General features: G+C 65.1%; 26 protein-coding genes and 2 tRNA genes. 2 read left to right on the forward strand and 26 right to left on the reverse strand.

Annotation, left to right across the window (positions count from 1 at the left end; all coding sequences use genetic code 11):
• Positions 1 to 108 precede the first annotated feature (108 nt).
• The 4 genes from B5F74_RS08695 to B5F74_RS08710 form a co-directional block, all read right to left on the reverse strand.
• Positions 109 to 1,308, reverse strand: a complete 1,200-nt coding sequence (locus B5F74_RS08695) for an Mbeg1-like protein (RefSeq protein WP_239283436.1) — start codon at positions 1,306 to 1,308, stop codon at positions 109 to 111.
• A 421-nt stretch (positions 1,309 to 1,729) separates the two neighbouring features.
• A tRNA-Leu gene (locus B5F74_RS08700) sits at positions 1,730 to 1,816 on the reverse strand.
• A 76-nt stretch (positions 1,817 to 1,892) separates the two neighbouring features.
• Positions 1,893 to 2,270: a 2-dehydro-3-deoxyphosphogluconate aldolase gene (locus B5F74_RS08705; protein ID WP_066831625.1), complete on the reverse strand. Its 378-nt coding sequence runs from the start codon at positions 2,268 to 2,270 to the stop codon at positions 1,893 to 1,895.
• Positions 2,271 to 2,306: 36 nt separating this feature from the next.
• Positions 2,307 to 2,591, reverse strand: a complete 285-nt coding sequence (locus tag B5F74_RS08710) for a PTS sugar transporter subunit IIB (RefSeq protein WP_066831623.1) — start codon at positions 2,589 to 2,591, stop codon at positions 2,307 to 2,309.
• A gap of 165 nt (positions 2,592 to 2,756) precedes the next feature.
• On the opposite strand from B5F74_RS08710, the gene B5F74_RS08715 reads away from it, so the two are divergent.
• On the forward strand, positions 2,757 to 3,401 hold the full coding sequence (locus tag B5F74_RS08715; protein WP_087201689.1) for a hypothetical protein: 645 nt from the start codon (positions 2,757 to 2,759) through the stop codon (positions 3,399 to 3,401).
• Positions 3,402 to 3,858: 457 nt separating this feature from the next.
• On the opposite strand, the gene B5F74_RS08720 is transcribed toward B5F74_RS08715, so the two are convergent.
• The 10 genes from B5F74_RS08720 to larB form a co-directional block, all read right to left on the reverse strand.
• Positions 3,859 to 3,943, reverse strand: a tRNA-Leu gene (locus B5F74_RS08720).
• 16 nt (positions 3,944 to 3,959) lie between these two features.
• Positions 3,960 to 4,925: a hypothetical protein gene (locus B5F74_RS08725; protein WP_087201691.1), complete on the reverse strand. Its 966-nt coding sequence runs from the start codon at positions 4,923 to 4,925 to the stop codon at positions 3,960 to 3,962.
• Positions 4,926 to 4,934: 9 nt separating this feature from the next.
• The gene (locus tag B5F74_RS12675) at positions 4,935 to 5,816 is read right to left on the reverse strand and encodes a hypothetical protein (RefSeq protein ID WP_239283438.1); all 882 of its coding nucleotides are present in this window, start codon (positions 5,814 to 5,816) and stop codon (positions 4,935 to 4,937) included.
• Positions 5,817 to 6,036: 220 nt separating this feature from the next.
• A complete protein-coding gene (eno, locus tag B5F74_RS08735; protein ID WP_087201695.1) occupies positions 6,037 to 7,332 on the reverse strand; it encodes a phosphopyruvate hydratase in 1,296 nt (431 codons plus the stop codon).
• Positions 7,333 to 7,452: 120 nt separating this feature from the next.
• Entirely contained in the window at positions 7,453 to 8,337 is an 885-nt protein-coding gene (gene mazG / locus B5F74_RS08740; RefSeq protein ID WP_087201816.1) for a nucleoside triphosphate pyrophosphohydrolase, read from the reverse strand.
• 30 nt (positions 8,338 to 8,367) lie between these two features.
• The gene (gene yfcE / locus B5F74_RS08745) at positions 8,368 to 8,922 is read right to left on the reverse strand and encodes a phosphodiesterase (protein WP_087201697.1); all 555 of its coding nucleotides are present in this window, start codon (positions 8,920 to 8,922) and stop codon (positions 8,368 to 8,370) included.
• Between the two features lie 33 nt (positions 8,923 to 8,955).
• Positions 8,956 to 9,333, reverse strand: a complete 378-nt coding sequence (locus tag B5F74_RS08750; RefSeq protein WP_087201699.1) for a hypothetical protein — start codon at positions 9,331 to 9,333, stop codon at positions 8,956 to 8,958.
• Positions 9,334 to 9,647: 314 nt separating this feature from the next.
• Positions 9,648 to 10,022 (reverse strand): hypothetical protein, encoded by a 375-nt coding sequence (locus B5F74_RS08755; RefSeq protein WP_087201701.1) that lies wholly within the window; start codon positions 10,020 to 10,022, stop codon positions 9,648 to 9,650.
• A gap of 446 nt (positions 10,023 to 10,468) precedes the next feature.
• A complete protein-coding gene (larC, locus tag B5F74_RS08760) occupies positions 10,469 to 11,845 on the reverse strand; it encodes a nickel pincer cofactor biosynthesis protein LarC (RefSeq protein ID WP_087201703.1) in 1,377 nt (458 codons plus the stop codon).
• Between the two features lie 36 nt (positions 11,846 to 11,881).
• A complete protein-coding gene (larB, locus tag B5F74_RS08765; RefSeq protein WP_087201705.1) occupies positions 11,882 to 12,649 on the reverse strand; it encodes a nickel pincer cofactor biosynthesis protein LarB in 768 nt (255 codons plus the stop codon).
• 216 nt (positions 12,650 to 12,865) lie between these two features.
• Here larB and B5F74_RS08770 point away from each other — a divergent pair, with 216 nt between their 5' ends.
• Positions 12,866 to 13,261, forward strand: coding sequence for a hypothetical protein (locus B5F74_RS08770; RefSeq protein WP_143753835.1), 396 nt, complete (start codon positions 12,866 to 12,868; stop codon positions 13,259 to 13,261).
• Positions 13,262 to 13,697: 436 nt separating this feature from the next.
• On the opposite strand, the gene B5F74_RS08775 is transcribed toward B5F74_RS08770, so the two are convergent.
• The 12 genes from B5F74_RS08775 to B5F74_RS08830 form a co-directional block, all read right to left on the reverse strand.
• Complete coding sequence (locus B5F74_RS08775; RefSeq protein ID WP_087201709.1) at positions 13,698 to 14,060, reverse strand: arsenate reductase family protein; 363 nt, start codon at positions 14,058 to 14,060, stop codon at positions 13,698 to 13,700.
• Positions 14,061 to 14,120: 60 nt separating this feature from the next.
• Positions 14,121 to 14,579, reverse strand: a complete 459-nt coding sequence (locus tag B5F74_RS08780; protein ID WP_087201711.1) for a helix-turn-helix transcriptional regulator — start codon at positions 14,577 to 14,579, stop codon at positions 14,121 to 14,123.
• 159 nt (positions 14,580 to 14,738) lie between these two features.
• Positions 14,739 to 15,056, reverse strand: coding sequence for a phosphoribosyl-ATP diphosphatase (hisE, locus tag B5F74_RS08785; RefSeq protein ID WP_066831582.1), 318 nt, complete (start codon positions 15,054 to 15,056; stop codon positions 14,739 to 14,741).
• A 12-nt stretch (positions 15,057 to 15,068) separates the two neighbouring features.
• Complete coding sequence (gene hisI / locus B5F74_RS08790) at positions 15,069 to 15,395, reverse strand: phosphoribosyl-AMP cyclohydrolase (protein ID WP_087201713.1); 327 nt, start codon at positions 15,393 to 15,395, stop codon at positions 15,069 to 15,071.
• A gap of 45 nt (positions 15,396 to 15,440) precedes the next feature.
• A complete protein-coding gene (hisF, locus tag B5F74_RS08795) occupies positions 15,441 to 16,223 on the reverse strand; it encodes an imidazole glycerol phosphate synthase subunit HisF (RefSeq protein ID WP_087201715.1) in 783 nt (260 codons plus the stop codon).
• Complete coding sequence (locus B5F74_RS08800; RefSeq protein ID WP_087201717.1) at positions 16,217 to 16,963, reverse strand: HisA/HisF-related TIM barrel protein; 747 nt, start codon at positions 16,961 to 16,963, stop codon at positions 16,217 to 16,219. The genes hisF and B5F74_RS08800 overlap by 7 nt, the downstream gene beginning before the upstream one ends.
• Positions 16,960 to 17,697 carry an imidazole glycerol phosphate synthase subunit HisH gene (locus B5F74_RS08805; RefSeq protein WP_087201719.1) on the reverse strand — a complete coding sequence of 246 codons (738 nt, stop codon included), beginning with the start codon at positions 17,695 to 17,697 and terminating at the stop codon, positions 16,960 to 16,962. Before B5F74_RS08805 ends, B5F74_RS08800 begins: the two co-directional genes overlap by 4 nt.
• Before the next feature lie 54 nt (positions 17,698 to 17,751).
• Complete coding sequence (gene hisB / locus B5F74_RS08810; protein ID WP_087201721.1) at positions 17,752 to 18,339, reverse strand: imidazoleglycerol-phosphate dehydratase HisB; 588 nt, start codon at positions 18,337 to 18,339, stop codon at positions 17,752 to 17,754.
• A 5-nt stretch (positions 18,340 to 18,344) separates the two neighbouring features.
• Complete coding sequence (hisC, locus tag B5F74_RS08815; protein ID WP_087201723.1) at positions 18,345 to 19,436, reverse strand: histidinol-phosphate transaminase; 1,092 nt, start codon at positions 19,434 to 19,436, stop codon at positions 18,345 to 18,347.
• Positions 19,437 to 19,515: 79 nt separating this feature from the next.
• Positions 19,516 to 20,919: a histidinol dehydrogenase gene (hisD, locus tag B5F74_RS08820; RefSeq protein WP_087201725.1), complete on the reverse strand. Its 1,404-nt coding sequence runs from the start codon at positions 20,917 to 20,919 to the stop codon at positions 19,516 to 19,518.
• Positions 20,920 to 21,325: 406 nt separating this feature from the next.
• On the reverse strand, positions 21,326 to 23,020 hold the full coding sequence (gene hisG, locus B5F74_RS08825) for an ATP phosphoribosyltransferase (protein ID WP_087201727.1): 1,695 nt from the start codon (positions 23,018 to 23,020) through the stop codon (positions 21,326 to 21,328).
• Positions 23,021 to 23,210: 190 nt separating this feature from the next.
• The gene (locus tag B5F74_RS08830; protein WP_087201728.1) at positions 23,211 to 25,718 is read right to left on the reverse strand and encodes a phosphoketolase family protein; all 2,508 of its coding nucleotides are present in this window, start codon (positions 25,716 to 25,718) and stop codon (positions 23,211 to 23,213) included.
• Positions 25,719 to 26,069: the final 351 nt, after the last annotated feature.

Consider the following 26,069-nt stretch of genomic DNA (forward strand, 5'->3'; position numbering starts at 1 on the left):
TTGTCCCCAAAAAGAGCCCGCGGCCCGTGAAGATGCTCTTGAAGTTCGCTAACAGTTTTGCAATGTTGCGCCGCGCGTGCGCCGCTCATGGCCGCGCGTGAAGCTCAGCTACTTCCACATCCATGCGAGCGATGAGATCGCATCGCGACCGATGCGCCTCACGACAACGTTGAACAGATCGCCGAGCGCGTCGCGAATTACATCGCTCGATTCCTGATCGAGGTTGCGCGAGGCTTCGATCAGCTGGTGAAGCCATTGCGGGCCGCTCGCCAGCACGTCACGAATGTCCTTGGCACCGCTCGCCTCAACGGCGGCCCATATCGCATCGACGATGCGCGCCGCCCGTGCCTCGCCCACGTGGGCGAGGCATTCAGCCGAAATATCGCGAAGCGCACAGGACATATCGCTCAGCGAGTCGCGATAGGCAAAATCATCTCCGTCGATTTCCCACGAGAAGATGCTGTGCTGGTCAATGCCGACAGCGGTACTGGAAACAACGTGCGGTTCAACAGGGCAATCCAGCAGCATCCCGATGATGGAATCCTGCGGCACCGTCCGATGGACGCGCCCTTCGAGCAAGGCGTAGTCAACCTCCGAGAACACACCGGATTTGAACCCTGGAGCATCGTGGCTCCAGACGCGCTCGATACGCCTTCTCGTTGCATCCGAGCAGGTCAGCGCCGCATAGAGCGCAAGATTGCCTCCTTTTGAGTGGCCGCCGATATGCAGGCGGCGCGGAAGGTAGGGCGCCACTTCCTCCAGATATGCCCTCGCGAGATTCTGCGCGGCGACCTGGGGCCGATACGCCATGTCGAGGTTCTCGCGCCAACCGGTAAACGAAATGTCGGTGCCCCGAAAGCCGACATAGGCAAACGCATCGCGCCACACGAACGTGCACGCGGCAAACTGCGTGTGGGAGGATTCATCGAACACGCTGCGGTAATAGCGCAGCTCAAGCCCGCCGAAGCGGCGGCTGGTACCCCCGACAACAAGACAGCGCCTGATGTCTTCGGGAACAAGGCCCGTGACCTTATCATCGCGATCCGCCACATGGGCCGCATCGCCGAGCCGCACCGGCGATGCGGCGGGCAGCAGCACGGACGTCAAACGGCGAAGGACACCGCTCGAGGGAGTCGGTGGAGGAGCCACGACGTCACCGAAATCGACCATGCTCAGCTGGGAAAGCGCTGCAGAATCGAGCGGTCCGAACGGCTTTTCGTCGAAGGTCGCTTGCTCCGTTTCCAGATAGTCGAACAGTGTAGGCATACCTCTCCCCCACAGACTCGCACTACCCGCCTTGTACCCCAATCGGGAAGCTGGGGAACCACCGATCCATTGCTTTCGCGTGCCGAGAGAGGCCCCTGCGATGGGTTGTTTGGGGACGGGTTCGTTTCAACCCATTGCGGCCGAAACGACACGACCGTTCACCCTGAGGTCCTGCGCCTTGCCCGAATCCATGGGTTGAAACGAACCCGTCCCCAAACAACACATCGCAGGGGCCCGAACGAAAAAAGGGTTCCATTTCTGGAACCCTTAACATTCAATGGTGCGGGCGAAAGGACTTGCGCGTCGCGTGCGCGACGCAATCGCTGCGGCGCCTTCGGCGCCTTGCGCGCTCCGCGGCCAACGGCTCGCGCCGTTGGCTCCGCTCCGCGCCTTCCCAGGTTCAAGTCCCTGCAAGGTGCCCGAACGAAAAAAGGGTTCCATTGCTGGAACCCTTAACAATCAATGGTGCGGGCGAAAGGACTTGAACCTTCATGGGGTTGCCCCCATATGGACCTGAACCATACGCGTCTGCCAATTCCGCCACGCCCGCGTGCCGTTTTATCTTAGCAAAACTCACGACGAGTGCAAGAGGTTTTTTCGAAATCTCTTGTCCCGCGCGAACGGCCCTACTTATCGGACGTCAGGTGAATGGCGAAACCGCCGATTTCCTGCTTGAAGTACACCAGGCGCGTCGAGCCGTCCGGGTTGAGCGCACGCGAATCCTCATTCAGCTCGAACCCGCGATCGGAAAACCACTTCTCGGCCGCCGGCATATCGTTCACATGGAAACCGATGTGCCCCTTGGTGCCGCGACCGTTCTGCTTCATGACCTCGACCAGCGTATCGGCGAACAGGGACACGGGGGTGTCGTACTCCGTGAAGCCCATGAGCCTGCCGAACTCGCTGGAGATGGCCTTCGCGTCATCGGGGTCCGTCGCGTTGATGCCCACGTGGGCGACGTACATGTCAAACAGCTCTACCGGGTTCTCGTTTACCTCTGCCATGGTTTGCTCCTCTCCTCGCTCCGCACGCCAAAGGCGCTACGCGCCCATGAGGTCCAGAATCTGTTTCTCGGTGTCGGCGCGGCCCTTGCCGGTCAGCACGGGAACGCCACTGATATAGTCACAGGTTATACCCTTGGGGGCAATGGTCGTTGCAACCAAAACGTCCGCGTTTTCGCACTGATCGGGGGCCTCCGCCATGGAACAGCGCACGATTTCGTAGTGGCCTGCGTACCCATGGGCGTCCAGCAGGTCACCGATATATCCCGCGACGATGGCCGATGTCACGATTCCCGTACCGCACGCTACGACGATTTTCTTCATGCGCCCTCCCTATCGCTCACGTTCAAAGCCCATGGTACGCAACAAGGCGGGCGGCACCTGGAGAACTTCTCCCACTGTACACCGTGCATCGGTTTGCGGGATAATACCCTCTACACTTCACCGCGACGGGCCCGCACGGCCGGCGCGCAATCTCTGGAGGACCCTATGGACCCGTTGCAGATCTTCACGATCATCACCATCGTGATGTTCGTCGTTTTGGCCATCATCACGCTGTTCATCTCCATCAACAAGCGCACCCTGTTCGCCAAGCTCGAGGGGCTGATCGAGCAGGGCAAGTTCGACGAGTTCTTCAAGCGCATCGATTCGCCGATGACCCGCCTGGTCTATCCGGACTACAACCGCACCTACTTCAAGCTCAACGCGTACATGATGAAGGGTGACTACAAGGCGGCGAACACCGTCCTCGACGACCTGCTGTCGCGCAAGACCAGCTCCGAGCAGCGCGCCGATCTCGTCGTCAAGGCGTTCAACATCTACATCAGCCTCAACAAGGCCAAGAAGGCAAAGGCCATGCTCGACGAGATCGATCAGCTCGAAGACGCCAAGTACAGCAGCGCCAAAGAGGATTGCCGCATGATGTACGACATCGCCATTCTCAAGAAGAGCAACTACATCGACCAGATGGAACGCGCCCTGGACAAGATGTCCGGCCCGGCGCGCGGCCGCCTGGAGTACCTGCTCGCGCTGCAATACCAGAACCGCGGCGACATGGCGAAGCGCAACGAGTACCTCAACCGCTCCTCGCGTGCCATGCGCGAGGCCATGGGCGGAGATGCCGAAGCGAAGTAACCTATCACCATACGTGGTTCATAAGCCCTATCGAGGCTGCGGCGGTCCCATGTTCTCGCCGCAGCCTTTTTTGTTTTCATGCAGAAAACCTGTTCGTACCGATAGGGGCGGTGGGACTCGCGTCCGCCTGCGGCGTCCGCGGCTCCGGGCGGCTGCGCCGCCCTCGCGCGCTCGCTGGGAAACGCTCGCGCGTTTCCTCAGTCTCGCGACCTCCCGGTTCGAGTCCCCGCACCGGGCACGAAACCAAAAGGGCCCCATCGACGGGGCCCTGTTCATGCTGGTAGGGGCGGTGGGACTCGCGTCCGCCTGCGGCGTCCGCGGCTCCGGGCGGCTGCGCCGCCCTCGCGCGCTCGCTGGGAAACGCTCGCGCGTTTCCTCAGTCTCGCGACCTCCCGGTTCGAGTCCCCGCACCGGGCACGAAACCAAAAGGGCCCCATCGACGGGGCCCTGTTCATGCTGGTAGGGGCGGTGGGACTCGAACCCACAATCCTTTCGGCCGAAGATTTTAAGTCTCCTGCGTATGCCAATTCCGCCACGCCCCCGTAAGGGAAGAGTGTATCACGACAGCTCAGGCGTCCAGCCGATTGCGGGAACTTCGCCCGACAAAACCTCTGCCACCGTCGTCGCCATACCCACCAGCAGGCTGTTCTCGCTGACCGTCAGCGATCGATAGCCTCCCGCTCGCAGCACCTCGCGGATGATAAGGGCGCCGCCCAGCATCACCGGAGCGCGCTTGGGCTGGATGCCCGGCAGCTGGGCGATCTCTTCAACCGTGCGCACGCGCATCAGGTCGATGCATGCATCGACGTCCGCCGTCGTCAGCTCATGGAGATGCACGAACGCCGAATCGTACACCGCGAGCTCGTGCGCCATCGCCACGAGCGTCGTCACCGTTCCGCCGACGGCAACAAGGCAGTCGGGCCGCTCGCCGACCTCGTCCCAATACGAGGAGAACTGCTGGGCCGCCCATGCGCTCGCTTCTTCGAGCTGGGAGGACGCAGGAGGGTCGCCCGCCAAGAACCGATCGGTGATGCGACGGCATCCGATGTTGAGCGATTGCACCCGCTCGAGTTCAAGCGGACGTCCCGGCACATAGCTTCCCACGGCGAGCTCGGTGGAACCGCCGCCGGAGTCGGCGACCGCGATTCGGCGCTCGGGAAAATCATGCGCCACGCCGTAAAACGTCAGGCGCGCCTCGATCTCCCCGGGAATCACCTGAGGATGCAGGCCAAGGCCGCGAAGGCCCTCGATGAGGACGTCGCCGTTTTGCGCATCGCGCGCGGCGCTCGTCAGCGTCGTGCAGACGGCATCGGGCGAAAACGCGCCGATCTCGCGCACGAACCCGGAGCACGCATCGATCACGCGCTGCATGGCGGCATCGCTCAGGCACCCGGTCGCGTCGACCCCCTGCCCCAAATCCGTGATCTGCGTAAGCTTCGTCGATTCGACGATACGGCCGTCCTCAACATGCGCCAGCAGCAATCGAGAGGAAACGGTACCGAGATCAACTGCCGCAACGCGCATGGAAGCCCCCTATTCTCCGCCTGCCGAGGTGACCGTCTGCCCCTCGACGCCCTCATAGAAGAATATCGTATCGAGCATCTCGATGTACCACGGCGCCTGCTCGGCAACAGCGGCCTCCGCCTTCTCCGCCTCGGCGGACGTGGAGGGCACGTCCTGGGACGCATCGCCTGTCGACTGCCCATCCGAGGAATCCTGATCGGCGCCGTCGCCGGTCGCGGCATCGGCATCGGACGAGTCGCCGTCCTGATCCGCGCCGCCGTCGGTGCCGGTCAGCTCGATGCGCGTCTCGCCGGGCAGCACCATGCCCAGCTCGGAGCGGGCAGCCTCCTCGATACCTTCTTGGGACAGATAGCGGTCGACGTTTTCCTGCAGCCCCTCGTTGTACGAGTCGCGCAGCGCGACCTGCTGGCTCAATATCTCGCCCGTGCGCCATGCCGTGTAGTAATCGCGAATGGGAAAGTACAGGCCGACCGCCACGGCCACGGCGACCACGGCGATGAAGACGGGCCTGAGCGAGCCGGACGTCACCGTGTGGATGGCCTGAACCGCCCTGCTGTCCGCAGCGTACTTCATGAAGTTCGTGGACCGGTTGGGAGATCCGCTGCCCCCGCGCTCGCCTGCAGCCTGCGCACGGCGTCTATCCGCCCCCTGGCCACCCGGGACACCTCGTCCCGATGATTCGGAGCGCGGCCGGTCGGCCTGCTGCATGCGATGCGTGTAGACGCGACGGGCTCCCTCTTCGGCCCCCTGCGACATGCGCGGGCCAGATGACGAGCCGGCGAGCGCCACCCTGCCGCGCGGGGAGGGACCCGCAAAGACGGCTCGATCGGGCGACACGGCCCGCTGACGGGTCGACGCAAGAGACACAGGATTGTTGCGGTAATCGTTCATAGAGCGCCTTGTGTGGTTGAAGTGCGTGTGCGCGAGTGCTCTAGTTATACCACGCGCCCCCGTTTCAGTTGTGCAGGGATTGGGCTTTCAACCGCTCGCAGAATCCGCCCGGAAAGGACGACGCGAACAGAACGCAAGAGACGGCGCCGGGCTCCACTGCCCGACGCCGCCCCGTTCATCGCGCGACGCGCACGCGGCTATGCCGCCCTCAAGCGTCTTCCTAACGCTTCTTGATGTTGTAGAACGCGTCCCTGCCGGCGTACTGCGCGCTCGTATACAGCTCGTCCTCGATGCGGATGAGCTGGTTGTACTTGGCAATACGGTCGGAACGGCACGGGGCGCCCGTCTTGATCTGACCGGCGTTGGTCGCCACGGCCAGATCGGCGATGGTGGAGTCCTCGGTCTCACCGGAACGATGGGACACGATGCACGCATAGCCTGCCTTCTTGGCCATCTCGATCGCCTCGAGAGACTCGGTCAGCGAGCCGATCTGGTTCACCTTGACCAGGATGGCGTTGGCGGCGCCCATCTCGATGCCCTTCTTGAGGCGCTCGGTGTTGGTGACGAACAGGTCGTCGCCCACCAGCTGGACCTTGTCGCCGATACGCTGCGTGAGCTTGACCCAGCCGTCCCAGTCCTCCTCTGCGAGGCCGTCCTCGATGGAGATGATGGGGTACTTCTCCACGAGCTGGGCCCAGTAGTCGATCATCTCGTCGGTCGTGAGCTCGCGGCCCTCGCCCGCCAGGACGTACACGCCGCGCTCGGCGTCGTAGCACTCGGTCGTGGCGGGATCCATCGCGATCATGAAGTCATCGCCCGGCTTGTACCCGGCGGCCTCGATGGCCTTGACGATATACTGCAGGGGCTCCTCGTTGTTGGCCAGATCGGGGGCGAAACCGCCCTCGTCGCCCACGCCGGTGCTGTGGCCGGACTCCTTGAGGACGTTCTTTAGCGTGTGGTACACCTCGGCGCACCAACGCAGGCCCTCGGTAAACGTGGGGGCGCCGACCGGCATGATCATGAATTCCTGGAAGTCGACGTTGTTGTCGGCATGCACACCGCCGTTCAGGATGTTCATCATGGGAGTCGGCAGCAGGTGCCCGTTCACGCCGCCCAGGTACTGGTAGAGCTCAAGGCCCGTGGACTGCGCCGCCGCGCGAGCAACCGCCAGCGAAACGCCGAGGATGGCGTTCGCGCCGAGATTGCCCTTGTTGGAGGTGCCGTCCGCCTCAATCAGCGCGGCGTCGAGGGCGCGCTGATCGAACGCGTCCATGCCGATTGCCGCGTCGGCGAGCTCCTTGTTCACATGGTCGACGGCCTTGGTGACGCCCTTGCCCATGTAGCGGTCCTTATCGCCGTCGCGCAGCTCGACGGCCTCGAAGGCGCCCGTCGAGGCGCCGGAGGGCACCATGGCGCGGCCAAACGATCCGTCCTCGAGCACCACCTCGACCTCGACAGTGGGGTTACCGCGGGAATCGAGCACTTCGCGACCGTAGACATCCAGAATTTCGCTCATGTTGCGTCCTTTCGCTGTGAGCCAAACATCTCTTGCCCGGAAAAGGTTATCCAAAGCAAACTTTATACAGTATGCCCGTTTTTCATGCCTGGAATCATGTGAATTTCCGAAACACGGCCTCTACATCGCGTGCTTGACGTCGTCCCACAGATCGTTGAGCTCTGCGGTCGAGAGCCCTTCGAGCTGCACGCCCCGCTCGTAGGCGACATGCTCCATGGCCTCCCAGCGACGGCGGAACTTGGCCGTGCTGGCGCGCAGCGCGCTCTCGGCGTCGATGCCCTCTTTGCGCGCCACGTTCACGAGGGCGAACAGGATGTCGCCGAACTCCATCTCACGCTCAGGGGTGCCGGGCTTCTCGCGGTCGAACTCCTTGCCCTCCTCGACCACCTTCTCCCACACCTCGGCGGTGGTGTCCCAGTCGAAGCCCACGGCTGCCGCCTTGCGCGACACCTTCTGCGCCTGCATGAGTGCGGGCAGCGAGGAGGGAACGCCGTCGAGCAGCCCCGCCGGGCGCTCGTCTGCCGCCTCGGCGTCGGCGTCGCGCGCCTCTTTCTCCTTGAGCTTCACGGAGTCCCAGATATCGAGCACCTCGTCGGCGCTGCTCGCCGTCTCGTGATCTCCGAACACATGGGGATGGCGGCGGATGAGCTTGGCGTCGATGTCGCGCGCCACGTCGGCCATGGTGAACTCGCCGGCGTCGGCCGCGATCTGCGCATGGAGCACGACCTGCATGAGCACGTCGCCGAGCTCTTCGCGCAGATGGGCCACGTCTTCGCTCTCGATGCAGTCGACGGCCTCATAGGCCTCCTCGATCATGTTCTTGGCGATGCTCGCATGGGTCTGCTTGCGGTCCCATGGGCAGCCGTCGGGCTGGCGAAGGCGCCAGATGGTCTCCACCAGCGCCTGGAACGCGTCGCGCGCGTCGCACAGCGTCGACGTGTCGCGCGGCGCCGCCTCGGGCTGAACCGGAGCCGAGGCAGGTGCCGCATCCTCCGGCTTGCGCATCCTGCCGCCACCGAATCGATCGAGCATGTCCTACTCCTCCTCGAGCACGACGTGGCGGAACGCGCCGTCCTCATAGATGCCGTAGCTGTGGGTCCCGTCCTTGGGGATGGAGACGCTGCCGGGGTTGAACGCCCAGATGCCCGGATGGCCCGGCACCTCTTCGTTCACCTTCACATGCGTGTGGCCGTACAGGATAGCCGAGCCCTCAGGCAGCGACGGGAGGTTGTCAACGCTGTTGTGGAAGCCCGCGCCGAACACGTGGCCGTGCGTGCAGAACAGCTGACGGCCGTCCGTGTCGAACACGATCGCGCTGTCGGCCATGCAGGGGAACTCGAGGACCATCTGGTCGACCTCCGCCTCGCAGTTGCCGCGCACGGCGATGACCCTGCCCGTCGCGGCGATGCCGTTCAGCAGGGGGATCACGCGCTTGGGGGCGTAATCGCGCGGCAGGTCGTTGCGCGGGCCGTGGTAGAGCAGATCCCCCAGCAAGATGATGCGGTCGGGCGCCTCCGCCTCGATCGCCTCCATGAGGCGCTCGGCCCAATATGCCGAGCCGTGGATGTCGGAAGCGATAAGAAACTTCATGGATATCCTTTCTGGAAACGATGCGTCAACAGGCTACCGCAGCGCCTCGAAGCGCACGGCGCGCGAATAGTAAAGATACGCGATCATGATCACCGCGTTCACGATCGACGGCACGACGAAGCCGCCGATGAACACGTAGATGACCACCGCCACCACGTTCAGCACGACCGCGAGCCAGGTGAACCCGACGTAGTAGACGCCCAGCCCTCGGACGGGCTTGTTCGCCACCCCGATGCCCATCCCGCCGAGCAGCAGATCGAACAGCGCCGCCACGAGCGAGCAGATGGCAAGCAGCAGGCCGGGTGACGTGTTGGCGAACATAAGCGACATCCCCGTCCAGGCTGCCATCGCGATGGCAGCAATCACCGCGATGAAGCTCATGATCTTGAGCATCTTTTGATTCGATGACATACGCGCTCCTTCCCGCACGTCGCACACCGCGTTGTACTGTCGAGAGGGTTTATACCCAGCGCGAACGCGCAATGCGGGTGGAATCGGAAACGGTCGGCGCAACCTGGATGGCAGCGTACCCGGCACGGAGCCGACCGATGCGGAATGAATTGGTCAGCGGTTCCCAGGGAAGCACTGATCAATTGCTTTCGCGGCGGTCGGTCCCGTGGCGAGGCGGATGCGGGCGAAGACGAGGAAGGCGCAGTGTGCCTGCGCCGACGCAGCCTGAACCCGCAGGCGCCCGGCACGGGGCCGGCCGGTGCGGAATGAATTTGTCAGTGGTTCCCTAGCTCGCGCTTGACCTGATGAGCCATGTAGGCGAACGCGATCACGATGACGAGGTTGATGATCGGAGAAGGGACCAGGTCGCCGTTGAGTACGAACAGGAACACGTCGCAGAAGTTCGCCCAAAGGGCAAGCAGCGTGATGATGAACAGCTTGGACACCTTCGCAGGCTTATTGGACACGATAACGCCCATGATGCCCATGGCGAGCGAGAACGCGACCGAGAGCACGATGGACAGCAGATGAAGCGGCTCGAAGGTGATCTCCGCCGACGTGAACAGCACGCGCACCGTGATGCTCAGGTCCACGGCGCCGACAATCGCCAGAAAACCGAGAACCTTGAGCGCCTTCTGCTTGATTGACATCGCTACCTCCCTTGCGCGGGCCGCCCCGTGCGCACCCAGGATGCATTGTACCGTCGGCACGTGGCGCGCAGAAGGCCTCGACCCGCCCCGCAGCAATGGTTTTCGACGCCGGAACGGTATGATTTCGCCATCGTGGTCAATTTGGCCATCGAACCGGGCCCTGAGGACGCGGGCGGCACGGCAATGCGCTTGAACGATAACGTGAAATATTGCGAACTTGGGCGCCGCGTGCGACCAGATGGGTCCCCTAGGCCGACAAGGCCCGCAAATCCTGCCATCTGCCAGGTGATACGCCGCCTCGGACCGCCGAAAATCCCGGTTCGATGGGCAAATTGACCACGCAGCCGAACACATAGCGAAAGGCTCCCGCGCGATCGCGAGCAGCGACGGAGCGAGAGCCCTTCTTGACACAGATAGCGGGCCAGCCCTGTTCAAAACGGAATCGATCAGCCCATCTCTTTGGCGGGGCGAGCAGCGCGCACGGTGTCCATCACCTGCTGCAGCGGCACATCGTGCTCGCGAGCGATGCGGGCGCAGTCCTCGTACTCGGGGGCGACCCGGTCGCTTCCGTCGGGAAGCGCAACGTGTTTGAGGCGCGCCGGGCCCCACGGCGTGTCAACCGTCTGCAACGTGCGGGGCAGCACCGTTCGATCCCATGCGCTGCGACGGACGCCGATCGTCGAGGTCTCTCGGAAGATGATCCGCTCCATGCGCTCGACATCTTCGGGCGCCGCGATGACCTGCAGCTGATAAGCGGGGCGCCCCTTCTTGGTAAAGACCGGGATCCAGTGGACCTCACGTGCACCGGCGGACCGCAGCTGATCGGCGGCATAGGCGAGCACCTCGGACGTGCTGTCGTCGATGTCGCACTCGAGCTTGACGATGCGATCATGCAGGGCGTCGGACGACGGCTCGATGATCATGGCGCGCAGCAGGCTCGGCCGCGAATACGCGCGCTTGCCGGCTCCAAGGCCCACGCGCTTGACGTGGAACCGCTCGGGCAGGCGGCGATCGGCGCACAACGCCGCAACAGCGGCGGCCCCGGTCGGCGTGACCAGCTCGCCCTCCACCTCGCAGATGGAAAGCGGCAGATCATGCTCCGTCACCACGTTCAGCGTCGCGGGAACGGGAACAGGAATGATGCCGTGCTGGCAGCGGATGGTCCCGTGGCCGTCGACGAGCTCGGGCACGATGACCCGATCGACATCGAGGTCATCGATGCACACCGCGATAGAAACGATGTCGACGATGGAGTCGACCGCCCCCACCTCGTGGAAATGCACCCGATCGAGCGGGACCGCATGCGCCTTGGCCTCGGCGTGCGCGAGCACGTCGACCATGCGATGGGCGAGGTCCCGAGCGCGCGGGGCGAGCTGGGCGGCGTCGATGATGCGGTCGATGTCCGCCGGCCCACGGTGCTCGTGGTGGTGGCGACCGTGGTCGTGATCATGATGGTGGCCGCAGCCGTGCTCGTGCTCGTGCTCGTGCTCGTGCTCGTGCTCGTGCTCGTGCTCGTGCTCGTGCTCGTGCTCGTGCTCGTGCTCGTGCTCGTGCTCGTGCTCGTGAGCAGCGTACGCCTCCCCGTGCAGGTACGCCATATCGTGGTCGTGGTTTTCATGCGCCGCGTCGAGCACCACGTCGAAGTCGCAGCAGTCGATGCCGGCCTTCTTCACGCGGCTCACGCGGATGTCGAAGCCGGAAACCGGCAGCGTTGCCAGTGTGTCGCGCAGACGCGCCTCGTTGGCGCCCGCATCGAGCAGCGCCGCGACAAGCATGTCGCCGCTGATGCCGTTCGTGCAATCAAGATAGAGCGTTTTGCCCATGGTTCCCCCTCGCAAGCAGGCGTGCGCCCGCATAGATCAATCGTTTGCCGGACCGGGTAGATGGTTGATGAGCGACGCCTGGTACGCAGCGCCGAAGCCGTTGTCGATGTTCACGACGGACACCCCGCTCGCACAGCTGTTGACCATGGCAAGCAGCGTGGTGAGGCCGCCGAGGTTCGCGCCGTAGCCCACGCTCGTGGGAACGGCGATAACCGGACATGCGGCAAGACCGCCCACGACGCTGGGAAGCGCGCCCTCCATGCCGGCGATGGCAATAATCACCTGAGCCCGGGCGATCTGCTCGCCATGCGACAGCAGGCGATGGATGCCGGCCACGCCGGCATCGTTTACGCACTCGACCTCGTTTCCCAAAAAGCGCGCCGTCAGCGCGGCCTCCTGCGCGACGCCGACATCGGACGTCCCCGCGGTTACGACCAGGATCGTGCCGTTGCCGTCCGGCTCGGGCAGATCTCCCACCACGCCCGCTCGCGCATCGCGATGATAGGTATATGGGCAGCCGAGTTCAGAGAGCCTCGCGGCCTTCTTTTCACCAAGGCGCGTGATCAGCACGCGTTGCTGGCCCGCCGCGCGCATCGCGTCGACGATGCCCGCAATCTGCTCGGCCGTCTTCCCCGCTCCGTAGATGACCTCGGATACCCCGGTCCGCACGCCGCGCTCGGTATCGATCTGCGCGTATCCCAGATCCGTCACCGTGTCGAGCCGCGCGCGCTCCACCAGCTGCTCGGGCGTCATGTCGCCCGCAGCGACCGCGCGGGCGAGCGCCGTCAATTCGGCTGCGTCCATACCGGTCCACCTTTCATTGCGAATGATCCCCGTCGCTCGGCACGCGAGCGACGGATGTCCCTCAAGACGCTACCACATGGAGCGTGCTCCAAGTCACAGTATGAGCAACCGAATTCACAGGGGGTACGCATGTCCTTAAGGACAAACTGCTATCCTTGCCCTTCAGCATACCGAACGCATCTCGGCACGGCAGCACTTCAAGCGAAGGGAGGGCCCATGTCCCATTCGACACCAACGTCTAACCGTTCCGCCGACACAAACGGCACCAAGCCCCAGCGCCCTATGAGCAGCACCGAAGAGGGCTCCCTCATGGGTGGCGACTTCTCGGGCAACGCCGCGAACGCGCCCTCGACCACCACGAGCCCCGCGCTGTCGATCGCGTCCGCTGCAGCCGGCGTGATCGGCGTGGTTTTGGCGCTTTTCGTAAGCTGGCTGCTCAGCGTCATCGTCGGCGTCGCCGCCATCCTGCTGGGACGCGCAGCAACCCGCCGCGAGGCGCCCTATCCCAAACTTGCGCTCGTCGGAAAGATCCTCGGCTTCATCTGCGTCGTCGCCAACACAGCGCTCATGGTCCTCTACATTTACCAGCTCATGAGCCTGGGCTTGCTCTAGTGAAGCTCTGATCGACGGCACCCGGGGCCCCATTGCACCGAAGGCCCCGGGTGCCACGCCCTCCCCTGGACGAAAGTGGCTAGAAATTTCTATTTTGCTGTAGGCCTGCCCGGATGAAGGCGCCGTTCTGACCGTAATGTCCGTAATGGCCGCCTATGATGCGGATGCCATGGCCTCAAACACCTCGAATAGGGGCCATGCAGGGGGAGGAGCGGTGCCGACGGCGGGTTTTGAGCCCGATCGTGCGACACCGCAACAGCATAATAGAAATATCTAGCCACTTTTTCTCAGGAGAGGGAGCGGCCGGAACGGCGCGGAGCGCCTGGGCATGCAAATCAGCGGTTCCCTAAGCGCGACCCGACGCCTGTAGGCAAAAACGCCCGCGGGCGGTCCTCCCAAAAGACCGCCCGCGGGCGCAATGTGCCGTCAGAAGCACCTATGGCAGCAGCGTCTGCTCCCACTCCGCCTCGCGAAAGCCGACGAGCACGGCATCGTCCGTGACCACGATGGGACGCTTGACCAGCATGCCGTCGGTCGCAAGCAGGGCGAAGGCGTCCTCGTCGCTCATTCCCGCATCCAACTTGGCCTTGACGCCGAGCTCGCGGTAGCGCATGCCGCTCGTGTTGAAGAAACGGCGAACAGGCAAGCCGGAGCGCTCGCGCCAGCTAGCGAGCTCGTCTGCTGTCGGATTGTCCTCGACGATATGGCGATCGACGTACTCGATCGCGTGGTCATCCAGCCACTTCTTGGCTTTCTTGCAGGTCGAGCACTTAGGATATTCCACGAACAGCACCGGCATACGGCAACCACCTCTCAGATCGCGTGGGTCGTTGCGGCGATTGTAGCACGAGCATCCGCCCTACTCTTCCGATGCCGTCCTCCTCAACAGCTCGAGCGCGTCCTCTTTCGTGGCGACGCCGAGCTTCTCGTACGCGCGCGTGCAATACGTACCGACCGTCGACCTCGAGAGGTACATCTCGTCGGCGAGCTGTGCCTGGGTCTTGCCACGGTAGACGCCGATCAGGATGTCGCGCTCCCGATCGGTGAGATTGTGCTCGGCGAGCAAGCGGTCGATGCGGATGCGCTCCTCGTCGCTGGAGGCCGGCGCCGCATCGGCCTGCGCCTGGTTGGAGGCTGGTACGACAGGTGCGGCAGGGGCTGCCGGCGCTTCCGGAACCACGTTCGCCCGCGCCGCGTCGCGCTTACTGAACCTGCGCACCAAGAACACGACGAGCACGGCGACCAGCACGATGGGCAGCACGTAGTTGATCAGCGCTACGACGATTATGACCACCCACTCGAATCCTTTGGGCAACATCGTCGGCCTCCTCACCTTGTAGACAGTCCGCCTTCAAGACGAATTATTCCCGCTCGACACGCCTGCGTCTGTCATGCACCCTGTTGATTTTTGACAACGATTCCGCAGGTCAATCGTGTCGTGCAAAAATGTCTACACGCGCCGGAGCGCCCTTTGGCCTCAGCGGTGGCGCGCGTCGAGCTCCCCGGCGAGCTCGTCGAGCGTGACGCCGTAGCGCTCGAGCGTGACGAGCAGATGGTAGATGAGATCTCCCGCCTCGTAGCGGATGTGGTCGTGATCGTTATCCTTGCACGCCATGATGACCTCGCTCGCCTCCTCGGCAAGCTTCTTGAGCAAGCTGTCGGCCTCGCCCTGCAGCAGCTTGGCCGTATAGGACGTATCCGGCGTCGCGCCACGGCGCTCGTGGATAACCGCAGCGAGGCCCGTCAGCGTCTCGCCGATGTTGCCGTCCTGTACATGCTCGGTGCGAACTCCCATAGTCCAGCCTTTCTAACGTGCGTCGTCCAAGGTGCGGAAAAAACAGCTTCGGTTGCCGGTGTGACACGCGGGGCCCGGCGAATCGACCAGCGCGAGCAGGGTGTCCGCATCGCAGTCGACTTTGAGCTCATGCAGCTGCTGCATGTTGCCGCTCGTCGCTCCCTTGTTCCACAGCTCTTGACGGCTGCGGCTCCAAAACCACGTCGTGCCCGTCTCAAGCGTCAGCCCCACCGACTCAGCGTTCATCCACGCCACCATGAGCACCTCGCCCGTGTCGTACTGCTGCACCACGCACGGGATGAGCCCCTGCGCATCGAACTTCAGCTCGCTGATATCCATTGCCGCCCTTTCTGACGAGACCTGCGAAAAAGCACCGACCGATCATTAAAAATCGAGGCGGACGGGGATGCCCTGCGATGCCATGTACTCCTTGACCTGCCGAATGCTGTAGGTGCCGAAGTGGAACACGCTCGCTGCCAGCACGGCGTCGGCCTCGCCCTCGATAACCCCCTCGGCAAAGTGCTCGAGCGTGCCCACGCCGCCGCTCGCGATGACGGGGATGGGGACCGCGCGGGCCACCGCGCGGGTCAGCGCCAGATCGAAACCCTCTTTGGTTCCGTCGCGGTCCATGCTTGTCAGCAGAATCTCGCCCGCACCGCGTCGCGCCGCCTCCTGCGCCCAGGCGACCGCGTCGATACCCGTCGACGTGCGCCCGCCGGCAAGATAGACTTCCCACTTGTCAGCGCCCGGCGCCCCGGGCACGCCGACGCGCTTGGCGTCGATGGCGACGATGACCGCCTGGCTGCCGAACGCCGCGGCGGCCTCGGTGATGAGCTCGGGCCGGCGCACGGCGGCCGAGTTGATCGACACCTTGTCCGCTCCTGCAGCGACCATCTGGCGCATGCCGGCAAGATCGCGAAACCCGCCGCCCACGGTATAGGGAATCGATAGCTCGCAGGCGGCGTGCGCCGCCATGTCGATCGTCGTCGCGCGATCGTCGCTCGTCGCCGTGATGTCGAGGAACACCACCTCGTCGGCGCCCTCGCGATCATAGGCGGCCGCGAGCTCGATGGGGTCTCCCGCATCGCGCAGCGACACGAAGTTCACGCCCTTGACCACACGCCCGTCCTTCACGTCCAGGCATGGGATGATCCGCTTGGTCAGCATGTCGCCTCCTTCGCCGCGGCGAGCGCCTCGGCCAACGTGAAGTTCTTCTCGTACAGGGCGCGTCCGATGATGCAGCCCTCGATGATGCTCGCATCGGCGGCAGCGCACGCGCGAATGTCGTCCAGCGTGGAGATGCCGCCCGATGCCACCACGGGAAAGCCCGCGTATCCGGCGACGCGGCGGTAGGCATCCACGTCGATGCCGGTCTGCATGCCGTCGCGCGCGATATCCGTGAACACCAGGTGCTTGAAGCCAAGGCCCGACAGCTCCCCTACCACGTCCTCGACGCTGCGGGAGATGCCCTTGCGCCAGCCGTTTATCTTGACCTGGCCGTCGCGGGCGGCAACATCCGCTGCGAGTAGGTCGCCGAACCCGCGCGCCGCGATCTCGGCAAACCCGGGTTCGGTCACGAGCACCGTGCCGAGCGCGATGCGCCGGGCCCCATAAGCCGCCAGCTCGTCGATGCGGGCAAGCGACCGCACGCCGCCGCCCACGTCGACAGACAGGCCGTCGATCCGGCAGATCGCCTCGATGGCAGCGGAATTGGCCGCGCGGGCGTCATCGTCCTCCTCGAGCGCTGCCGAGAGGTCGACCACGTGCACCCACGTGGCCCCCTGCTCCAAAAACTCGTGCGCCTGGGCGACCGGGTCGTCGGAATACACCTTCATATGCGCGCGGTCACCGCGCTCCAGGCGCACGACCTTGCCGGCAACGAGGTCGATAGCGGGAAAGACGATCATGCGCGCGCCTCCTTCATGTGCGCCTCCACGATGCGCACGAAATTCTCGAGAATCTGATGCCCGTGAGCCGAGGACTTCTCGGGGTGGAACTGGCACCCGTAGATGTTGCCCTGCCACACGACCGAGCCGAACGCGCGCGCGTAGAACGTGCGGGCGGCGACAACGGGTGCGTCCACGTCCTCGTCGAGTGCGTAGGAATGCGTGAAGTAGAGGTTCGCGCCCTCGTCGAACCCCTTGAGCAGCGGACACGAGAGGCCCGCCGGCGCAAGATGCACCTGGTCCCATCCCACGTGCGGTATCTTCAGGCGATCCGCCGGCAGGATGGTGCACGACCCCTTGAGCAGGCCGAGGCCGCGAGCCCAGCGCTTCCCCTCGGCCTCGAATACGGCACCGGGGGCGCCGGCGGGCGCGGAGTCAGCCGGCGCGTCTGCCGGCACGCCTTCGTCGCCGCGCTCAAAAAGCAGCTGGAGACCCAGGCAGATACCCAGAAACGGAGTTCCCGCCCCGTCTGCCAGCGCATCGATGACCGCCTGGTCCTGGCCCGATTCGTGCATGAAGGCGATCGCGTCGTAAAAGGACCCCACGCCCGGCAGCACGATGCCGTCGGCCGCGCGAATGCGGTCGGGGTCGTCGGATACGACGGCCTCGGCGCCCGCGCGCGCAAGCCCGCGGGCCACGCTGGACAGGTTGCCTTTGTGGTAGTCGACGATGACGATGCTCGGCTTATCGGCCATAGCCGCACCTTTCTCCATGCATGAACAGAAATGGCCCCGTCCCCAAACGCACCATCAGAGGGAGCCCTTGGTGGACGGCACGCCCGTCACGCGCGGATCGCGCTCGCAGGCATGCCGCATGGCGCGCCCGACCGCTTTGAACGCCGCCTCGATGATGTGGTGGCTGTTCGCGCCGGCGAGCTCGCGCACATGCAGGGTCAGGCGCGCATCGCGGGCGAACGCGTAGAAGAACTCGACGGCGAGCTCGGTGTCGAACGCGCCGACGCGCTCGGTCGGCAGCGGCAGGTCGCAATACGCCTGGCCGCGTCCCGAGATATCCACCGCGGCCATGACGAGAGTCTCGTCCATGGGGATGGCGCAGTCGGCGAAGCGCGTGATGCCCGCCTTGTCGCCCAGCGCGCAGGCGAACGCCTGCCCGAGCACGATGCCCGTGTCCTCCACGGTGTGATGCGCATCGACCTCGGTGTCGCCGGTCGCGTGGACCGTCAGGTCGAACAGGCCGTGGCGCCCGAAGGCGTTCAACATGTGGTCGAAAAACGGAACGCCCGTCGAGATGTCACAGGTACCCGATCCGTCCAGATCCAGCTCGATCGTGATGTCGGTTTCGCCCGTCGTGCGGGTCACTCGCGCCGTTCGCGTCATATCCCTCATGCCTCCTCGTCGAGCAGCGCCTCCAGCGCCGCAAGCACCTCGTCGTTTTCCTCGGGCGTGCCCACGGTGATGCGCAGGCACCCCTCCAGCCCGGGCACGGCGCTGAAGTCGCGCACGAGGATGGAGTGCTCGTCGCGCAGGCGGCGGCGAATCGCGCTCGCCTCGTCGACGCGCACGAGCAGGAAGTTCCCCTGGCTCGGCCAGGCCTGAACGCGCTCGTCGGACTCCAACGCGGCGAGCATGCGCTCGCGCTCGGAGCGGATCTTTTCCACAACCGGCACGAACGCGTCGCGCATCTGCGCGGCAGCGAGCGCCGCCGCCTGTGTGAGCACGTTGACCGAATAGATCTGGCGCACCGCCGCGAACACCTCGATCGCATCGGCGGCCGCGATCACGTACCCGCAGCGGATGCCCGCCTCGCCAAACGCCTTGGAAAGCGTGTGGAGGATCACCAGGTTGGGGCATGACGCAAGCAGCCCGCACGCGTCATAGCCCGCATCGGCGAACTCGATGTAGGCCTCGTCCAGCATCACCATGCCGGGGCACGCGCGGCACAGCTGCGCCACGAAGCTCACGGACAGCGCGTCGCCGGTCGGGTTGTTGGGCGAGGTGACGATGACCAGGTCGGCCGTCTGCGCCGCCGCCAGCGTCGCCTTCTCGTCGACGCGCAGCGTTTTGCGGTCGCGCCGGACGGTCCTCACCGATGTCTGGGTAAGCGAGGCGAAGAACTCGTACTCGGAAAAGCACGGCGGGCAGACCAGCAGCGTGCGCCCCTGGCCCCCGAAGGCGAGCAGGAAGTTGTAGAGCAGCTCGTCGCCGCCGTTGCCCACGCAGACGTTCTCGCGGGCAACGCCGTGCCACGCGGCGAGCTCGTCGCGCAGCGCCCCGGACATGGGATCCGGGTAACGGTTGAGCGGCGTTGCCGCCAGGGCCCCATCGATTGCGGCGCGCACGCCGTCGGGCAGCGGATAGGTGTTCTCGTTGGCCGACAGGTTGATGCGCGTGGGCGTGAAGTTCGGATCGTAGGGCTCGATGCCGGCAAGATGGGGCTGGACCAGCGCGCGCATGCGCTCGGAGAGCTCTGCCATGGGACTCCTCTTTCGTACATGCCGGGCAGCCTGCCCGGTAGATTCAGTCGGATGCGAAGCGGTTGCTTCGAGAGGGCGCCTACGCGCCCGCGGCCACCGTTTCGGCGGGGTCATCGGGCCAGGCGACGGCGGTCAGGTCGACGGCCGCCAGGGCGTCCGTCGCAACCGCGTCCTCGCCGCGCTCCAGCACGCGGCGGCGCAGCGCCGTGGAGAGCGCATGGGCCCAGAGCCCCTCGGCGTGCGCTAGGCGCTGGGTTGCCGGCGCATCCTTGAGCAGGCCCGCGGGCGTGTAGCAGATGACCGAGGACTTCTTGACGAAGTCGTCCACCGAAAGCGGGTTGGAGAACACCGCGGTGCCGCCCGTGGGCAGCGTGTGGTTGGGTCCCGCCACGTAATCGCCGAGTGGCTCGGTGCTCCACGCACCCACGAAGATGGCGCCCGCGTTGCGGATGGCCCCCAGCAGCCCCAGCGCGTCGGCGCAGTGGAGCTCGAGATGCTCGGGCGCGATGGTGTTCACGGCCTCGACGGCCGCATCCATATCAGCGGCGATGATGATCGTGCCCTCGTTGTCGAGCGAGGCGCGCGTGATGTCCGCGCGCGGACTCTGGGCGACCAGCACCCCGATCGCCCGCTCGACCTCGGCGGCAAAGGCGGCATCGCAGGTCACAAGGTAGCAGGCCGCCAGCGGGTCGTGCTCGGCCTGTGCCATCAGGTCGGCGGCGACCACGGCGGGATGGGCGGTCGCATCCGCCAGCACGCAGACCTCGGAGGGGCCGGCGACCATGTCGATGCCGACGTCTCCGGACACCAGGCGCTTGGCTGCCGCCACATACGCGTTGCCGGGGCCGGTGATCTTCCCCACCCGCGGGATGGACTCGGTGCCGTAGGCGAGCGCGGCGACGGCCTGCGCGCCGCCGACCGTGTAGATCTCATCGACCCCGCCGACTTTGGCCGCGGCCAGCGTGTAGGGAGAGATGGGGCAGGTCCCCGCCTCGACGGCATCGCGCTGCGGAGGCGTGACCATGATCACCCGCTCGACGCCGGCGACTTTGGCGGGAATCGCGTTCATGAGCACGGTCGAAGGGTACTGGGCGCGGCCGCCGGGCACGTAGATACCGGCAGCGGCAAGCGGCGTCACCTTCACGCCTAGCATGGTGCCGTCGGGACGCGTCGTGAACCAGGACTGCTGCGCCTCGCGCTCATGGAAATCGCGGATCTGAGCGGCGGCCTTCTCGAGCGCCGCCAGAAACGCGGGGTCGAGCCCCTCGAGCGCGGCGTCGATCTGCTCTTGCGGCAGGCGGAACGAGGCGAGGTCCACGCCATCGAACTCGCTGCAATAGCGTCGAACGGCGGCGTCTCCCTCGGAGCGCACCGCATCGATGATGCGCTGGGCCGCCTGCGTGATGTCGGCCGGCAGCACGCCCTCGCGCGTCAGCATCGAGGCGTCGAGGAGCTCGCCTGCAGCCAGCGTGATGGTCTTCATATCAAATCGTCTCCTCACGAGATCGGGCAGTCCGTCTTGGCGGTTAGGGGATCACGGCAGCAGACATGGATCCCTGCCGGGCATTGCTACTTTAGCACGATAAAGTTTTTCACACCACCTCTGGAAACACGAGGGAAATACGGCGCCTTCGGAAAGGGAGGTATCCGCTCCGTGGCGAAACGACACCGCATTTCCCCAGATATGAGGGGGTTGTTATTTATAGAAAACCAATTTGGTATCAACGTAGCGCGCATCACGCAGGTCGAGCGCGTAACGGACACATGTGACAAGCTATCTACCAGCGGTTTTACCCAGCCATCTCATCGCAGGGCGCTTCGACGCGCCCGCTTTGCCCGGGCATACCTCGATTGTTGATACCAAATTCGGCAAGCTCTGCTCAGGGCCCTCAATCCTGCGCCACGACGGCGGCCAGGCGCTCCGCGAGCCTCCTCACGCGCCCGTCCAGCCTCGCGCGGCCGGGGTTCACGAAGAACCGCGCCGTGCACTCCATGATCTCGCCGGTGATGACGAGGTCGTTTTCGCGCAGCGTCGTGCCGGTAGCCGTGATGTCCACGATGCGGTCGGACAGGCCCACGATGGGTCCGAGCTCGATGTTGCCGTGAAGCGAGATGATGTCCGCGTTCACGCCGCGCTCCTCGTACCAGGCGCTCGCGATGCGCGGATACTTCGTCGCAACGCGCAGGCTGCCGCGGCGCGCATAGGCGCGCTCCGCCTCCCCCGCCCGCCATGCGGGTTCGGCCTCGATGAACCGGCATGCGCCGAATTGCAGGTCGATAAGCTGAAGCAGGTTGAGGTCGGCCTCGATCAAGGAGTCGCGCCCGCAGATACCGCAGTCGGCTCCCCCGCAGGCAACGAACGCCGGGGCGTCGGTCGGTCGCACGATGATGTATTCCACCTCGCCGATGGAGTCGTCACCCTCGCGCGTATCGCGCGCCCTGAAGATCAGGTGCCGGCCGGGATCGCGCAGGGCGGACACGTCAAGCCCCGCAGCCTCGAGCACGCGCAGCGTATCGGCGTTGAGCGAGCCCTTGGGGACGGCGATGCGCAAGGGCGCCGCCACATCGCGCGGGATCGCCCCGTCCCCGCCCGCGCACACGGCCTTCTCGTCGGGACGGGCCGCCTCGAGTCGCTCGAGCGAGAACGCAAAGCCGGCAGCGGGGACGCGCTGCACGCCGTCGATCGCGCCGTCGAGCACGGTATCGTAGCGACCGCCCGAGCCGACGGAGTCCGGCATGCCGGCGGCGTAGACCTTGAACAGCAGGCCCGTGTAGTAGTCAAACGAGTTCAAGATGGAGAAATCGAACGTCAGGCGCGCGCGGACGTCCTCCCCCATCGCGGAGACCGCCTCATAGAGCGCGCGCAGCTCGTCGGTGGCGGAATCGCCCACCCCCGCGTCCTCCAGCAGCGCGTCGACCTCGTCGAGCACCTCGATGCCGCCGCTCAGGCGCGGCAGGGCGCACACGGCGCGCTTGAAGGCCTCGTCCTCGCCGCTTGCGCGCACGCACGCATCGAGGTCGACGAGGTTGTTGGCGTGCACGAATTCGAGCACGCGGCGGGCGAGGTCCGCGTCGGCACAGCAGGAAAGCAGGGCCTTGATGGGCAGGACGCTGCCGCAGACGAGCCGCCAGCCGGGTAGGCCGAGCTCGCGCACGACCTCGACCGCGATCGAGACGATCTCGGCATCCCCCGCCGCGCCGCCGGCGCCGATCAGCTCGTAGCCGAGCTGCGTGAACTGGCGCGAGGTGCCGCTGTTGCGCGAGGCGGCGCGCACGACCGGCGCCTCGTAGCGCAGGCGCAGCGGCAGATCGCCGGCGCTCATGCGCGAGGACACGAGCCTCACGATGGAAAGCGTGTTGTCGGGACGGACGACCAGGAAGCGACCGTCGTCGTCGAAAAGCTTGAAGGGCGTATCCGCCAGGTGCCCGCCCTGCTCCAGCGCGCTTTTGTCCTCCAAAAGCGGCGTCTCGACCGGAAGGTAGCGATGCGCCTTGAGGCAGTTCTTTACCGTCAGCGCGATATCCTCGCGCGCCTGCGCCTCCTCGGGCAGAATGTCCCTGAATCCCCATGGCGTTGCCGTCATGCGCCGCTCCTCTCTTCTTGCTGGCCAGATACTTTAGCATACTAGAGTGCTTGCGGCATCAAACACGCAATTGTTAACCAAGTCCTGATAGTTCTTGCCGAAGCAGCGCCCGAAGGAGCGACAGAAAAAGGGGCACGGCCTCGTGGCCGTGCCCCCCCGCTACGGTTGGCTGAACCGGATGTTCCGGGCGCTACTCGTTGTCGCCGGCGGTCATCTGGGTCGCGGAAAGCTCGCCGTCGGTCGCGGCGGCGGCGTCGGGCCAGACCCAGTTGGTGAAGTCGGGGTGATCGTAGCCCTCGTCCACGGCGAAGCGGAACGCCTCCTCGCGGAAGTCCTCCCACGTCTGAATCTGATCGGCGTACTTGTCGGCGTCGACCAGGCGCAGCGCGTCGGACGCGAGCTCCCAGCGATCCATGTTGTTGAGGCGCAGCATGTCGTACGGGGTGGTCGTGGAGCCCTTCTCCTCGTAGCCGTGCACGCGGAAGCTCTTGACGCCCGGACGAGCCCACAGGATGCGGTGGATGGTGCCCTCGTAAGCGTGGAAGCAGAAGAGCACGGGCTTGTTCTCGTCACCGAAGAACTCGACGAAGCGCTCGTCGGAGATGGCCTGGTCGTTGTCGGCGACGCTCTGGATCTTGAGCAGGTCGACGACGTTCACGAACCACACCTTGACACCGAGCTTGCGCAGCAGGTCGGTGGCGGCCAGGGCCTCCATGGTGGGGACGTCGCCGCACGAGGCGATCACGAGGTCGGCGTCCTCGAGGCTATCGGCGGTGCAGGCCCAATCCCACACGGCAAGGCCCTCTTCGAGCTCGGCCTTGGCCTCGTCGACCGTCACGAAGGTCGGCGCGGGCTGCTTGCCGCAGAAGATGGCGTTCACGCAGTTGGTGGACTGGTAGCAACGCTCGGCGACGGCCAGGGCCATGTTGGCGTCGCACGGATAGTAGGCGTTCACGACGTGGGTGTCGTTGGCCTTGTTGAGCAGCAGGTCGATGAAGCCGGGGTCCTGGTGGGAGAAGCCGTTGTGGTCCTGACGCCACACGTGGCTGGACAGCAGGATGTTCAGGCCGGCGATGGGCTCGCGCCACGGGATCTCGCGGACGGTGGCCTCGAGCCACTTGCAGTGCTGGTTGACCATGGAGTCGACCACGTGCACGAAGCTCTCGTAGGTGCTCCACACGCCGTGACGGCCGGTGAGCAGGTAGGCCTCGAGGAAGCCCTCGCACTGGTGCTCGGAGAGCTGCTCGATCACCTTGCCGGAGGTGGCCAGCAGGTCGTCGTTGTCGGCGTCGGCGTGATAGCCGGCCTCCCACTGCTTCTTGGTCACCTTGTAGGCGTCCTGCAGGCGGTTCGAAGCGGTCTCGTCGGGGCCGAAGATGCGGAAGTCGTCGTTAGCGGCGAGCACGTCGGCGGTGTAGGCGCCGAAGACGCGCGCGGCCTCGGTGGAGCCCCAGCCGTGGCCCTTCTCGGCGACCGGCACCTCATGGGCATGGATGTCGGGCAGGGTGAGCGGCTGACGGACCTTGCCGCCGTTGGCGTTGGGGTTGGCGCCGATGCGCAGGTCGCCCTTGGGCATGAAGGCCGTCACCTCGGGGCGAACCTGGCCCTCCGGCGTGAAGAGCTCCTCGGGCATGTAGGAGCGCAGCCAGGCGCGCAGGACGCGGAAGTGCTCGTGGGTGTCCTTGGCGCTCGCCAGGGGCACCTGGTGGGCACGCCAGGAGTCCTCGGTCTTCTTGCCGTCGATGTGCTTGGGGCACGTCCAGCCCTTGGGCGTGCGGAAGATGATCATCGGATAGACCGGGCGGGTCTCGACGCCGGTCTCGGCCTTGGTCTTGATGTCGCAGATCTCGTTGAAGACCTCCTCGAGGAGGGTGGCGAAGCGAGCGTGGATCGACATGTGCGGCTCGTTGTCGAAGCCAGCCATGAAGAAGTGCGGCTTGTAGCCCATGCCCTCGAAGAACTTGGTGAGCTCCTCATCGGAGATGCGGGCGAGGATGGTGGGGTTGGCGATCTTGTAGCCGTTGAGGTGCAGGATCGGCAGCACGATGCCGTCGGTCTTGGGGTTCACGAGCTTGTTGGACTGCCAGGAGGTGGCGAGCGCCGCGGTCTCGGCCTCGCCGTCGCCCACGACGGCCACGGCCAGCAGGCTCGGATTGTCCATCACGGCGCCGTAGGCGTGGGACAGGGTGTAGCCGAGCTCGCCGCCCTCGTGGATGGAACCGGGGGTCTCGGGGGCGAAGTGGCTGGGGATGCCGCCGGGGTAGGAGAACTGGCGGAAGAACTTCTGCAGGCCGGCCTCGTCATCGGTGATGTCGGGACGAATCTCGCGATAGGTGCCGTCGAGCAGGGACTGAGCGGTGCCCGCAGGGCCGCCGTGACCAGGGCCCATCAGGAAGATGGCGTTCTGCTGGTGATCGGCGATCAGGCGGTTCACGTGGCCGAACAGGAAGTTCACGCCCGGAGTGGTGCCCCAGTGGCCGACGAGACGGTGCTTGACGTCGGGACGACCGAAATCACGGGTCTCACCGGTCTTCTCGTCCACCCAGTCCTTCTTCATAAGGGGGTTGGAACGGAGGTAGATCTGACCGACCGAGAGGTAGTTGGCGCAGCGCCAATACTTCTCAACACCCTCGAGGGTCTCAGCGCTCACCGGGGCGTTGAGCTTCTTCCACGGAGTTCCGATCACGGGTTGGGACATTGCTCCTCCTTTTTTATCACGCCGGGCGGGATGCCCGCCGATTAGGTATCAAACCTCGGATGCGGACGGATGCGAGCCGCAGTAAGCGCTCAGCGCAGGCAGGGGTTCCGCGCAGTGTGCAAATCCCAGAAGTTGGATGGAGCCTCTGGAATCTACCGGGTTGCACCCGTCCAGCACATCCAAGGTCAGTATAGTTGCTAAAACGTTTTACCATTATGACAAATCGTTTTATCTTTCGGAAAAGTTTATATCAAGGTGCGGTAAGCATCGCTTTGAGACAGCCAAAACGGACTGTCTTCGAACAGCCCCTCTCGGACCTATCGCCTATTATCGCCCGTACCTGCAAAAACG

This window comes from Collinsella sp. An271 (genome assembly GCF_002159695.1).
GTDB lineage: Bacteria > Actinomycetota > Coriobacteriia > Coriobacteriales > Coriobacteriaceae > Collinsella > Collinsella ihumii.

Bases quoted from the DNA above. Each gene is read 5' to 3' on its own strand.
- larC (WP_087201703.1), bottom strand. From the start codon at position 11,845: ATGGGCAAAACGCTCTATCTTGATTGCACGAACGGCATCAGCGGCGAC.
- mazG (WP_087201816.1), bottom strand. From the start codon at position 8,337: ATGCGCAAGCCGGAGGATGCGGCACCTGCCTCGGCTCCGGTTCAGCCC.
- B5F74_RS08710 (WP_066831623.1), bottom strand. From the start codon at position 2,591: ATGAAGAAAATCGTCGTAGCGTGCGGTACGGGAATCGTGACATCGGCC.
- eno (WP_087201695.1), bottom strand. From the start codon at position 7,332: ATGAGCGAAATTCTGGATGTCTACGGTCGCGAAGTGCTCGATTCCCGC.
- B5F74_RS08705 (WP_066831625.1), bottom strand. From the start codon at position 2,270: ATGGCAGAGGTAAACGAGAACCCGGTAGAGCTGTTTGACATGTACGTC.
- hisE (WP_066831582.1), bottom strand. From the start codon at position 15,056: ATGGGAGTTCGCACCGAGCATGTACAGGACGGCAACATCGGCGAGACG.
- B5F74_RS08805 (WP_087201719.1), bottom strand. From the start codon at position 17,697: ATGGCCGATAAGCCGAGCATCGTCATCGTCGACTACCACAAAGGCAAC.
- hisI (WP_087201713.1), bottom strand. From the start codon at position 15,395: ATGGATATCAGCGAGCTGAAGTTCGATGCGCAGGGGCTCATCCCGTGC.
- B5F74_RS08800 (WP_087201717.1), bottom strand. From the start codon at position 16,963: ATGATCGTCTTTCCCGCTATCGACCTCGTTGCCGGCAAGGTCGTGCGC.
- B5F74_RS08775 (WP_087201709.1), bottom strand. From the start codon at position 14,060: ATGCCGGTGCTGTTCGTGGAATATCCTAAGTGCTCGACCTGCAAGAAA.
- hisG (WP_087201727.1), bottom strand. From the start codon at position 23,020: ATGACGGCAACGCCATGGGGATTCAGGGACATTCTGCCCGAGGAGGCG.
- B5F74_RS08770 (WP_143753835.1), top strand. From the start codon at position 12,866: ATGTCCCATTCGACACCAACGTCTAACCGTTCCGCCGACACAAACGGC.
- hisF (WP_087201715.1), bottom strand. From the start codon at position 16,223: ATGCTGACCAAGCGGATCATCCCATGCCTGGACGTGAAGGACGGGCGT.
- B5F74_RS08750 (WP_087201699.1), bottom strand. From the start codon at position 9,333: ATGTCATCGAATCAAAAGATGCTCAAGATCATGAGCTTCATCGCGGTG.
- B5F74_RS08780 (WP_087201711.1), bottom strand. From the start codon at position 14,579: ATGTTGCCCAAAGGATTCGAGTGGGTGGTCATAATCGTCGTAGCGCTG.
- B5F74_RS12675 (WP_239283438.1), bottom strand. From the start codon at position 5,816: ATGAACGATTACCGCAACAATCCTGTGTCTCTTGCGTCGACCCGTCAG.
- hisC (WP_087201723.1), bottom strand. From the start codon at position 19,436: ATGGCAGAGCTCTCCGAGCGCATGCGCGCGCTGGTCCAGCCCCATCTT.
- B5F74_RS08830 (WP_087201728.1), bottom strand. From the start codon at position 25,718: ATGTCCCAACCCGTGATCGGAACTCCGTGGAAGAAGCTCAACGCCCCG.
- larB (WP_087201705.1), bottom strand. From the start codon at position 12,649: ATGGACGCAGCCGAATTGACGGCGCTCGCCCGCGCGGTCGCTGCGGGC.
- hisD (WP_087201725.1), bottom strand. From the start codon at position 20,919: ATGAAGACCATCACGCTGGCTGCAGGCGAGCTCCTCGACGCCTCGATG.
- hisB (WP_087201721.1), bottom strand. From the start codon at position 18,339: ATGACGCGAACGGCGCGAGTGACCCGCACGACGGGCGAAACCGACATC.
- B5F74_RS08725 (WP_087201691.1), bottom strand. From the start codon at position 4,925: ATGCGCGTTGCGGCAGTTGATCTCGGTACCGTTTCCTCTCGATTGCTG.
- yfcE (WP_087201697.1), bottom strand. From the start codon at position 8,922: ATGAAGTTTCTTATCGCTTCCGACATCCACGGCTCGGCATATTGGGCC.
- B5F74_RS08715 (WP_087201689.1), top strand. From the start codon at position 2,757: ATGGACCCGTTGCAGATCTTCACGATCATCACCATCGTGATGTTCGTC.
- B5F74_RS08755 (WP_087201701.1), bottom strand. From the start codon at position 10,022: ATGTCAATCAAGCAGAAGGCGCTCAAGGTTCTCGGTTTTCTGGCGATT.